This window comes from Roseovarius sp., from assembly GCF_018066915.1.
Lineage (GTDB): Bacteria > Pseudomonadota > Alphaproteobacteria > Rhodobacterales > Rhodobacteraceae > Roseovarius.
The window spans coordinates 1-10,647 of the sequence record NZ_JAGPVV010000290.1 but is presented as its reverse complement, the minus strand read 5'-3'; the positions used below and the strand labels follow the sequence as shown (position 1 = coordinate 10,647).

Sequence of the window (10,647 nt, the reverse complement as noted above, 5' to 3'; positions counted from 1 at the left end):
GAGAATATGGGGCGGTTTCTGGCGAACTCGCTGGGGTCGGAGGAGACCACGCTTTACAATATGGTCGCGGCCTATGCGATGTTCGCCAATGGTGGCGAGCGGGTGCGCCCGACCTTGGTAGACCGGGTGCAGGACCGCTATGGCAAGACCGTCTATCGCCATGATCAGCGCGATTGCGTCGATTGCGGTGATCCCGGTATTCCCGCGGATCGCGGCCCGCGCATCGTGTCGGACCGCGAGCGGGTGATGAATGCGGTCACGGCCTATCAGCTCACTTCGATGCTCAAGGGCGTGGTGGATCGCGGCACGGCGGCGGGGGCCATCAACCTGCCGGTGCCGGTGGCGGGCAAGACCGGCACCACCAATGACGCGCGCGATGTGTGGTTCGTGGGCTTTACCAGCAATATCGCGGCGGGCTGTTATATCGGCCATGATCAGCCGCGCGGTCTTGGGCGGTCGGCCTATGGGTCGTCGCTCTGCGGGCCGGTGTTTCAGGAGTTCATGGAAGAGGCGGTCAAGAAATACGGGGGCGGGGCGTTTGAAGTGCCGCCCGGCGGGCATTTCATCAAGATCGACCGGTTCACCGGCGCGCGCCTGTCGGATGATGCGACCGGCGACAATGTGGTGGCCGAGTATTTCCGCGATGGCGAGGAGCCGATTTTTGGCGTGGCCTATGACGGCGGGTTTGCCATGGGCAATGACCTTGACCTCTATAGTGCCGGCGAGCGCGAGCAGGTGCAGGAGGTCACGACCTCGACCGGCGAAAAGGCGCAGGTGGGGGGCAAGGCCAGTTTCGGGTCGATGAGTTCGGGCGGGCTCTACTAGCGCGCTGACCGATGTCGGGCTCTCTTGCCCGGCCCGGCGCGCTGCGCTATCACCCGCACCTGACCAGACAAGGACATTCCGATGCGCGCAGAAACCCAGAACCTCGTGGCCGAGATCGAAAAGTCGCTGGAGCTGTTGCGTCAGCGGCTGGGGTGGGAGACCGCCCGGCACCGGCTGGAGGAGTTCAACGCGCGGGTTGAAGATCCGACGCTCTGGGATGATCCCGCCCGCGCGCAGGCGCTGATGCGGGACCGGCAGGCGCTGGTCGATGCGCTGGAGACCCATGACAGCATCAAGCGGGAGTTGGAGGACAATCTGGGCCTGATCGAGCTGGGCGAGGCCGAGAGTGACGCCGAGGTCGTGGGCGAGGCCGAGGCCGCGATCAAGGCTCTGGCCAAGGTGGCCGCCGCCAAGGAGTTGGAGGCGCTCTTGGATGGCGAGGCGGATTCCAACGATACGTTTCTGGAAATCAACGCAGGCGCCGGCGGCACCGAGAGCTGTGACTGGGCGTCGATGCTGGCGCGGATGTATGTGCGTTGGGCGGAAAAGCGCGGCTACACCGTCGAATTGCAGTCGGAATCGGCGGGCGACGAGGCGGGAATCAAATCTGCCGCCTACAAGATCAGCGGTCACAACGCCTATGGCTGGCTCAAGTCCGAATCGGGCGTGCATCGTCTGGTGCGGATTTCGCCGTTTGATTCCGCCGCCAAGCGGCACACCTCGTTTTCTTCGGTCTGGGTCTATCCGGTGGTGGATGACAATATCGAAATCGAGGTCAACCCGTCGGATATCCGGATCGACACCTATCGCAGTTCCGGCGCGGGCGGGCAGCATGTGAACACCACCGACTCGGCGGTGCGGATCACCCACCACCCGACCGGCATCGTGGTGACAAGTTCGGAAAAATCCCAGCACCAGAACCGCGATATCGCCATGAAGGCGCTGAAATCGCGGCTCTATCAGTTGGAGCTTGACCGCCGCAACGCCGCCATTAATGCCGCGCATGATGCCAAGGGCGATGCGGGCTGGGGCAATCAGATCCGGTCGTATGTGTTGCAGCCCTATCAGATGGTCAAGGACCTGCGCACCGGGGTCGAGACATCGGACACCAAGGGGGTGCTTGACGGTGATCTCGACGAGTTCATGGCCGCCACCCTTGCGATGAATGTCAGCGGCAAGAGCCGGGCCGAGGCGCAGGGGGGTGATTGACCGGGCAAGCCCTGCCTGCGTAGGGTGTGGTCCGGTGAAATAAGTGGGGAATCCGGGGGGCATCGCTGCTTTGCCGCTTTTATCCGCCGGGATGAGCCATTAGATACAGAACTGAAATTCCCGGGGACGACAACCGACCCCCGAGAAAGGGAGAAATTGAAATGCTGAACAATATTGGCCTTCCGGGGCTTCTTCTGATCGCGGTGGTGGTGCTGGTGCTCTTTGGGCGCGGCAAGATCTCGTCGCTCATGGGGGAGGTGGGCAAGGGCATCACCTCGTTCAAGAAAGGTGTCGCTGAGGGCACCAAAGAGCTGGATGACGCCAGCAAGGAGTCTGCGGACACCGCGCGCGACGTGACCCCGACCGAAGACAAAGACAAGGTCTGATCCTTAAATGTTCGATCTCGGCTGGACGGAGCTATTGCTCATCGGCATCGTGGCCTTGATCGTTGTGGGGCCAAAAGAGTTGCCCGGCATGTTCCGGGCCGTTGGGAAGTTCGTGGGCAAGGCCAAGGGCATGGCCCGTGAGTTCAGCCGGGCGATGAATGACGCCGCCGATCAGTCTGGCGTGGGCGACATTCAAAAGACCTTCAAATCCGCCGCGAACCCGATGAAAACCGCGATGGATGAGGTGCGCAAGACCACAGACAGTGTCACGCGCGATCTGAACGCGGCGACCAAGCCGCCGCTCAGCCCAGACCAGCAGGCCGCCGCCGACAAGGCGCGTGCTGCCACCGCCGAGATGGCGGAGGCGCGCAAAGTGCCCAAGGCCGAAGCGGCACCCGCGCCTGAGAAGGCCGGCGCAAAGCCCAAGGCCGCGCCCAAGGCTGCTGCGCCCAAGGCCAAGGCCGCGCCCAAGGCCAAGGCCGCCCCCAAGCCATCGGCAAAGAAGACCAAGGCAGGGGATGAGGCATGAGCCCGCAGGATGACATCGACGACAGCAGCGCGCCGCTGATCGAACATCTGGCCGAGTTGCGCACGCGGCTGATCCGGTCGGTCATCGCCTTTGTCATCGGTATTTGTCTGGCCTTTGTCGTGGCCGAGCCGATCCTGCAATTCCTGCTCGAGCCGATCGAGGCGAGCCTGCGTGAGTTGGGTGATCCGTCGCCCACGATGCAGTATACCAGCCCGCAGGAATATCTGTTCACGCTGTTCCGGATTTCGATGGTGTTCGGCTTTGCGCTGGCCTTTCCGGTGATCGGCTTCCAGATGTGGCGCTTTGTGGCGCCCGGTCTCTACAAGCAGGAAAAGAACGCGTTTTTGCCGTTCATGATCGCCTCGCCGCTGATGTTCCTCTTGGGCGCGTCCTTTGCGCATTTCGTGGTGACACCGCTGGCGATGGCGTTTTTCCTGGGTTTTGCCGATGTGCCCTCGATCATTGCCGATCTGATGACCGGGTTGGTTAACCCGGATGCCGTGCCGGGGGCCCCTGCCGCGAGTGAGGGTATTCGCATCACCTTCTTTGGCAAGGTCAACGAGAGCCTTGATATCACGCTGAAATTCATCATCGCCTTTGGCCTCTGCTTTCAGTTGCCGGTCTTGCTCACGCTGATGGGCAAGGCGGGGCTGGTGAGTGCGGGGGGGCTTAAGTCGGTGCGCAAATATGCGGTGGTCGGTATTCTGATCCTCGCTGCACTGGTGACGCCGCCCGATGTGATGACGCAATTGATCCTGTTTGTTGTGGTGTATGGCCTCTATGAAATCTCGATCCAGCTTGTTTCGTTGGTCGAGAAGAAGCGTGAGGCGGAATTGCGCGCGCAAGGCCTGTGGTTTGACGAGGAAGAGGCGGCGGATGCTGCTGAGGCTGAGGCAGACGAAGGAAAAGGCAAGATCTGAATGGCTGATCCTTTGGAGCGTATCGCCGACGCGCTGGAGCGGATGGCCCCGGCACCGCTGTCGGCCCCTGATTTTGACGCGGCGGATGCCTTTGTCTGGCATGTCAGCCCTGACCGGCTGGAGCCGGTGCGGCAGGTGAGCCGGGTCGAAATGGGTCTCTTGGTGGGGGTGGACCGCTCGCGCGATACGCTGTTGCAGAACACGGTGCAATTTGCGCGCGGCCTGCCTGCGAATAACGCGCTCCTCTGGGGGGCGCGCGGCATGGGCAAGTCGAGCCTTGTCAAAGCGGTGCATGCGGCGGTGCGGGCGCAGGGGCTGCCGCTCAAGATCGTGGAATTGCAGCGCGAGGACCTGCCGTCGGTCAGTCGATTGCTGAACCTCTTGCGCGGGTCCGAGGCGCGGTTTCTGCTCTTTTGTGACGATCTGTCGTTTTCCCATGATGACCAGCATTACAAATCGCTCAAGGCGGTTCTGGATGGCGGGATTGAGGGGCGGCCGGACAATGTGGTGTTCTATGCCACGTCGAACCGCCGCCATCTGATGCCGCGTGACATGATCGAGAATGAGCGGTCATCGGCGATCAACCCGTCGGAAGCGGTCGAGGAAAAGGTGTCTCTGTCGGATCGGTTCGGTCTGTGGCTGGGGTTCCATGCCTGCGATCAGGATCAATATCTGGCGATGATCCGGGGCTATTGCGATGCCTACGGGGTCGAGATCGACGACGAAACGCTGCGCGCCGAGGCTGTCGAATGGCAGGCCACGCGCGGGGCGCGGTCGGGCCGGGTGGCGTGGCAGTATTTCACCGATCTGGCGGGGCGGCGCGGCGTCGCGGTCGGATAAGCCGGCATAAATCGCGGAAATACGCGCGTTCCCTCTTTGTTCTTAGAATTGTCTTGGAAGCGGCGGCGCTCTCGCCTATGTGTGGGTGAGATGAGTCCGGGGGGTCAGAATGGCCGATCTGAAGTATATCGAGGTGCGCGGCGCGCGCGAGCATAACCTCAAGAATATCGACGTGGATATTCCACGCGATCAGCTGGTGGTGATCACCGGGCTGTCTGGCTCTGGCAAATCGAGCCTCGCCTTTGATACGATCTATGCCGAGGGGCAGCGGCGCTATGTCGAGTCCCTCAGCGCCTATGCGCGGCAGTTCCTCGATATGATGGAAAAGCCGGATGTGGATCATATCAGCGGTCTGTCACCTGCGATTTCCATCGAGCAAAAGACGACGAGCAAGAATCCCCGCTCGACCGTGGGCACGGTGACGGAGATTTACGATTACCTCCGGCTGCTCTTTGCCCGCGTCGGCACGCCCTATTCCCCCGCCACCGGCCTGCCTATCGAGGCGCAGCAGGTGCAGGATATGGTGGACCGGGTGATGACGATGGAGGAGGGCACGCGCGCCTATCTGCTGGCCCCGATCGTGCGCGACCGCAAGGGCGAGTATCGCAAGGAATTTCTGGAACTGCGGAAATCCGGATTTCAGCGGGTCAAGGTCGATGGCGCGTTCTATGAATTGGACGAGCCGCCCACGCTCGACAAGAAATTCCGCCATGACATTGATGTTGTGGTGGATCGCTTGGTGGTCAAGGACGGGTTGCAGACCCGGCTTGCGGACAGTTTCCGAACAGCGCTTGATCTGGCGGACGGGATTGCAGTGCTGGAAACCGCGCCCAAGGACGGCGAGCCGGAGCGGATGATCTTTTCCGAGAAATTCGCCTGTCCGGTGAGCGGGTTCACCATCCCCGAGATCGAGCCGCGGCTTTTCTCGTTCAACGCGCCCTTTGGGGCCTGCCCGGAGTGTGACGGGCTGGGGGCGGAGCTGTTCTTTGACGAGCGGTTGGTGGTGCCGGATGAGGCGCTGAAACTGGCGGATGGGGCGATTGCGCCCTGGCGCAAGGGCAAAAGCCCTTATTTCACGCAGACCATCAATTCCATCGCCAAGCATTACGAATTTGACCGCAGCAGCCCTTGGAAAGACCTGCCTGAGCATGTGAAACAGGTGTTTCTGCATGGGTCTGGTGAGGAAGAGATCAATTTCCGCTATGACGAGGGCGGGCGCGTTTATCAGGTGAGCCGGGTGTTCGAAGGGGTCATTCCCAATATGGAACGCCGCTATCGCGAGACGGATTCAGCTTGGGTGCGCGAGGAATTCGAGCGTTATCAGAACAACCGGCCCTGTGGGGCCTGCGGTGGCTATCGTCTGCGGGCCGAGGCATTGGCGGTGCGGATTGGTCCCGCCAAAGGCGGGCATGACCAGTGCCTGCATGTGGGCCAGGTGGTTCAGATGTCGATCCGCGAGGCGCTGGAGTGGTGCGGCACGGTGCCGGATCATCTGGGCAAGCAGAAGAACGAGATCGCGCGCGCCATTCTCAAGGAAATCCGCGAGCGGCTGGGGTTTCTGAACAATGTGGGCCTCGATTACCTGACGCTGAGCCGCAATGCGGGCACGCTGTCTGGGGGCGAGAGCCAGCGTATCCGGCTGGCCAGCCAAATCGGCAGCGGGCTGACAGGGGTGCTCTATGTGCTGGATGAGCCGTCGATTGGCCTGCATCAGCGCGACAATGGGCGGCTCTTGGAAACGCTGCGCAATTTGCGGGATCAGGGCAATACGGTCATTGTGGTCGAGCATGACGAAGAGGCCATTCGCACCGCCGATTACGTGTTTGACATCGGCCCCGGTGCCGGGGTGCATGGCGGCCGCGTGGTGAGCCATGGCACGCCTGACGCGGTGGCGGCCGATCCCGCGTCACTGACCGGGCAATACCTGTCGGGTGCGCGCGAGATTGCGGTGCCAGAGGTGCGGCGCAAGGGCAACAAGAAGAAGCTGACGGTGGTCAAGGCGACCGGCAACAACCTCAAGGACGTGACGGCGACCTTCCCGCTGGGACAGTTTGTCTGTGTGTCGGGGGTATCGGGCGGGGGCAAATCGACGCTGACGATTGAGACCCTGTTCAAGACCGCCTCGATGCGCCTGAATGGGGCGCGACAGACGCCCGCGCCCTGTGAGACGATCAAGGGGCTCGAGCATCTCGACAAGGTGATCGACATTGATCAGCGGCCCATCGGGCGCACGCCGCGCAGCAACCCGGCCACCTACACGGGGGCGTTCACGCCGATCCGGGATTGGTTCGCTGGTCTGCCCGAGGCCAAGGCGCGCGGCTACAAGCCGGGGCGGTTCAGTTTCAACGTCAAGGGCGGGCGCTGCGAGGCCTGTCAGGGCGATGGTCTGATCAAGATCGAGATGCATTTCCTGCCGGATGTCTATGTGGAATGCGAGACCTGCAAGGGCGCGCGGTATAACCGCGAGACGCTGGAAATACGGTTTAAAGGCAAGAGCATCGCCGACGTTCTGGATATGACCGTGGAAGAGGCGCAGGAGTTTTTCAAGGCGGTGCCGAGCATCCGCGAGAAGATGGATGCGCTGATGCGGGTTGGCCTTGGCTATATCAAGGTGGGCCAGCAGGCGACGACCCTCTCGGGCGGTGAGGCGCAGCGTGTGAAGCTGTCCAAGGAACTGGCCAAGCGGTCCACGGGGCGCACGCTCTATATTCTCGACGAGCCGACCACGGGGCTGCATTTCGAGGATGTGAAAAAGCTCTTGGAAGTGCTGCACGAGTTGGTGGATCAGGGCAATTCGGTCATTGTGATCGAGCATAACCTCGATGTGATCAAGACCGCCGACCATATCATCGACATTGGCCCCGAGGGCGGCGATGGCGGCGGCGAGATCGTGGCGGTGGGCACGCCGGAAGAGGTGGCCGAAGAGCCGCGCAGCCATACCGGGCGCTATCTCAAGGAGATATTGGCCGCGCGCCGTGTGGCGGCGGAATAGGGTATGCGGCGGTTTTTGAGGATTTGCGGGCGCGGCCTTGGGGGGGCGCTGCTGCTGATCCTTGGGGTCTGGATTGGGCTGAGCCTGCATTTCCAGATTGCCGCGCCGCTGGTCTATGTCTTTTACCTTGGTCTGGCGCTTGGGTGTTTAGGCGCGGTGCGGATGCTGTGGCGGGGGCACTGGGGCCCGGTCTGGGCTCTTTGCGCTGTGGTGCTGGCGGTCTGGGCGCTGTGGTGGGGCAGTATTGCGCCGCGACAGGACAGGGACTGGTTGCCGGAGGTCTCGCGCGGTGTGACCTCGGAGCCCGCCCGCGATGGTCTGGTGCTTGTGCGCAATATCCGGGATTTCCGCTGGTCGAGCCCGACCGAGGCGGTCGAGAGCTGGTATGATCTGACGGTTGATCCGGAGCAGATCACGTCCGTCGACATGATCATGTCGGTCTGGGACAGCCCCGAAATCGCGCATACGCTGGTCAGTTTCGGCTTTGCGGATGGGCGGCATATCGTCTTTTCCGGGGAAATCCGCAGGGAAGTGGGCGAAGAGTTTTCCGCCCTTGGCGGGTTTTTCAAGCGCTTTGAACTGGTGTTGATCGCTGCCGATGAGCGCGACATCGTGCATCTGCGCACCGATGCGCGGGGCGAGGCGGTCTCGCTCTATCCGGTGGCGATGGGTGCGGCGCAGCGCAAGGCGCTGTTTCTGGCGTTTCTGGACTATGGCAATGATTTGGCGCGGGAGCCGCGCTGGTATCACACGCTCTGGACCAATTGCACGACGATGCCCTATCGGCTGGTGCGGCAGGTCGCGGATGGCGCGGTGTTTGATCTGCGGGTGATCCTGTCGGGGCGGCTGCCGGGATATCTCTATGATCTGGGGGTGTTGCCGGGGGCGCAGACGGCGCCGCTGGCAGAGTTGAAGGCGCGGGCCGCGCTGCCGCGCCGCCCTGTGGCCGGGCTGAGCAGCGCAAAATATTCAGCGCTGCTGCGCCAAGGGTGGCGCGACTAGAGCGTGATCGGCGCGGGGTTAGTTGAGCACCGCCGCTGCGGCCCCGATCAGGTCGAGAACCTCGCGGGTTTCGCGGTTGACGCGGTAAATCTGATCGCCGACGCGGTAGTAGGTCTGGTTCCGGTCCAGACCGTAGCGACCGGGATTGCGCAGAATGATGTAATCCTCGTTGATGCGGTCGCCGATGCGGTAATAGCCTTGCTTCTTTGCCTGACCGGGGGGCTGACAGCCGTTGTGTTTCTTGGCCAGTCCCGGCGGGCAATGGCCGTGGCCCGCAAAGGCAGGGGCACCGCCCAAGGTGATACCCAAGATCAACAGTATCATCGTGTGTTTCATGGCCTGTCCTTTCGTGTGAGCGATAGACATGGGCCGTCTCACGCCCGATGCCAAGGGCGGGCGTGAGCGATGGGCGAAACCTTGCCGTTACTTCTTGAGCGGGCAGGTCGAGAGGCCGAGGATCGAATAGAGCGGGCAAGAGGACATAAGGCCCGTCACCAGCGGAATGACCCCGATGAGGTAAAGCCAGCTATAGGCCCCATCACGGTTGAGCACGAAGCCCGCAAGCAGAGCCAGACCGAGCAGGATGCGCAGGGCGCGGTCGATGGAGCCGACATTTTTCTTGAGCATGGGATCACCTGTGGATTGAGGGGCGCATTGGCCCGGTTGATGCGCTCCTTGTCCCATGCTGTGGGGATGCGGTCTGTGATCTGGTCACAGAGGTGATCGGATTTATGGTGCGCTCAGGCGTCGATTTCGACCCAGAGGGGGACGTGATCCGAGGGTTTGTCGTGGCCGCGAATGTCCTTGTCGATGCCGCACTCGGTCATCAGGTCTGCCGCCTGTGGGCTGAGCAGGAAATGGTCGATGCGGATGCCGTCATTCTTGTTCCAGGCCCCGGCCTGATAATCCCAGAAGGTGTAATGCCCCGGCCCCTGCACGCGCGCGCGGAATGCTTCGGTAAAGCCAAGGTTGAGGAGGCGGCGAAAGGCGGCGCGGCTCTCGGGCAGGGCGAGCGCATCCTCGCGCCATGCGTCGGGGCGGGCGGCGTCTTGGTCCTGCGGGATGATATTGTAATCGCCGCCCAGCAGCACCGGCTCTTCGGTGGCGAGAAGGGCGCGGGCGCGGGTGTGCAGACGCTCCATCCAGGCGAGTTTGTAGTCGTATTTCGGCCCCGGTGCCGGGTTGCCATTGGGCAGGTAGAGACCGCAGAGGCGCAGCGCGCGGTGCTCGCCCATCACGGTCGCCTCGATCCAGCGGGCCTGTTCATCGCTGTCGTCACCGGGCAGGCCGCGGGTCACATCCTCAAGCGGGCGTTTCGAGAGGATCGCCACGCCGTTGAAGCCCTTTTGCCCATGGGTTTCGACGTTATAGCCGCGCTCTTCGAAAATCTCGCGCGGGAAACCGTCATCTACGGATTTGATCTCTTGCAGGAGGGCCACGTCGGGCGCGGCCTCATCCAGCCAAGCGGGCAGCGCGTCGATCCGGGCCTTGATGCCGTTGATGTTGAACGTGGCGATTTTCATGGCGCGGCCCCCCGTGGTCTTGTTTGATCCTCTATCGCGCAGGGGCGCGGGGGTGACAAGCGATCACATCGAAAACGACGTGCCGCAGCCGCAGGAGGAGGAGGCGTTGGGATTGTCGATGATGAAGCGCGCGCCGATCAATTCCTCGGAGAAATCAATCGTGGCCCCGGAGAGAAAGGGCAGGGAGACCGCATCAACGACGACCTTTTGGCCTTCGCCTTCGAGAATCAGGTCGTCTTCGGCGGGCTGATCCAGCTTGATCTCGTATTGAAAGCCGGAGCAGCCGCCGCCTTCGACGGCGACGCGCAGGGCCTGTCCCTGATCGCCTGCGCCGATTTCGGCGAGGCGGGCGAAGGCGCGGGATGTCACCTTGGGCGGCAATTGCATCGAGATGCTCCTGACTGGTTCACGTTTGCTGTCA

General features: G+C 62.4%; 12 protein-coding genes. 8 read left to right on the top strand and 4 right to left on the bottom strand.

Going from position 1 to position 10,647, the window contains the following annotated elements; translation table 11 throughout:
- The 8 genes from KBT70_RS16210 to KBT70_RS16175 all read left to right on the top strand — a co-directional run.
- On the top strand, nt 1-825 hold an 825-nt coding region (locus KBT70_RS16210), incomplete at its 5' end, for a penicillin-binding transpeptidase domain-containing protein (RefSeq protein WP_296636377.1).
- A gap of 81 nt (nt 826-906) precedes the next feature.
- Nucleotides 907-2,034, top strand: coding sequence for a peptide chain release factor 2 (gene prfB, locus KBT70_RS16205; protein WP_296636374.1), 1,128 nt, complete (start codon nt 907-909; stop codon nt 2,032-2,034).
- A gap of 161 nt (nt 2,035-2,195) precedes the next feature.
- On the top strand, nt 2,196-2,420 hold the full coding sequence (locus KBT70_RS16200; RefSeq protein ID WP_296636372.1) for a twin-arginine translocase TatA/TatE family subunit: 225 nt from the start codon (nt 2,196-2,198) through the stop codon (nt 2,418-2,420).
- A gap of 7 nt (nt 2,421-2,427) precedes the next feature.
- Nucleotides 2,428-2,949 carry a Sec-independent protein translocase protein TatB gene (gene tatB, locus KBT70_RS16195; RefSeq protein WP_296636367.1) on the top strand — a complete coding sequence of 174 codons (522 nt, stop codon included), beginning with the start codon at nt 2,428-2,430 and terminating at the stop codon, nt 2,947-2,949.
- A complete protein-coding gene (locus KBT70_RS16190) occupies nt 2,946-3,869 on the top strand; it encodes a twin-arginine translocase subunit TatC (protein ID WP_296636362.1) in 924 nt (307 codons plus the stop codon). The genes tatB and KBT70_RS16190 overlap by 4 nt, the downstream gene beginning before the upstream one ends.
- Nucleotides 3,870-4,709, top strand: a complete 840-nt coding sequence (locus tag KBT70_RS16185) for an ATP-binding protein (RefSeq protein WP_296636357.1) — start codon at nt 3,870-3,872, stop codon at nt 4,707-4,709.
- Nucleotides 4,710-4,818: 109 nt separating this feature from the next.
- Nucleotides 4,819-7,701, top strand: coding sequence for an excinuclease ABC subunit UvrA (gene uvrA, locus KBT70_RS16180; protein ID WP_296636353.1), 2,883 nt, complete (start codon nt 4,819-4,821; stop codon nt 7,699-7,701).
- Between the two features lie 3 nt (nt 7,702-7,704).
- Nucleotides 7,705-8,703: a DUF4105 domain-containing protein gene (locus tag KBT70_RS16175; RefSeq protein WP_296636348.1), complete on the top strand. Its 999-nt coding sequence runs from the start codon at nt 7,705-7,707 to the stop codon at nt 8,701-8,703.
- 18 nt (nt 8,704-8,721) lie between these two features.
- Here the strand turns inward: KBT70_RS16175 and KBT70_RS16170 are convergent, their stop codons facing one another.
- The 4 genes from KBT70_RS16170 to KBT70_RS16155 form a co-directional block, all read right to left on the bottom strand.
- A complete protein-coding gene (locus KBT70_RS16170; protein WP_296636341.1) occupies nt 8,722-9,039 on the bottom strand; it encodes an excinuclease ABC subunit A in 318 nt (105 codons plus the stop codon).
- An 87-nt stretch (nt 9,040-9,126) separates the two neighbouring features.
- On the bottom strand, nt 9,127-9,330 hold the full coding sequence (locus KBT70_RS16165) for a DUF2892 domain-containing protein (RefSeq protein ID WP_296636334.1): 204 nt from the start codon (nt 9,328-9,330) through the stop codon (nt 9,127-9,129).
- A gap of 113 nt (nt 9,331-9,443) precedes the next feature.
- Nucleotides 9,444-10,226 carry an exodeoxyribonuclease III gene (xth, locus tag KBT70_RS16160; RefSeq protein ID WP_296636329.1) on the bottom strand — a complete coding sequence of 261 codons (783 nt, stop codon included), beginning with the start codon at nt 10,224-10,226 and terminating at the stop codon, nt 9,444-9,446.
- Between the two features lie 63 nt (nt 10,227-10,289).
- Nucleotides 10,290-10,613, bottom strand: coding sequence for an iron-sulfur cluster assembly accessory protein (locus KBT70_RS16155; protein WP_296636379.1), 324 nt, complete (start codon nt 10,611-10,613; stop codon nt 10,290-10,292).
- Nucleotides 10,614-10,647 lie beyond the last annotated feature (34 nt).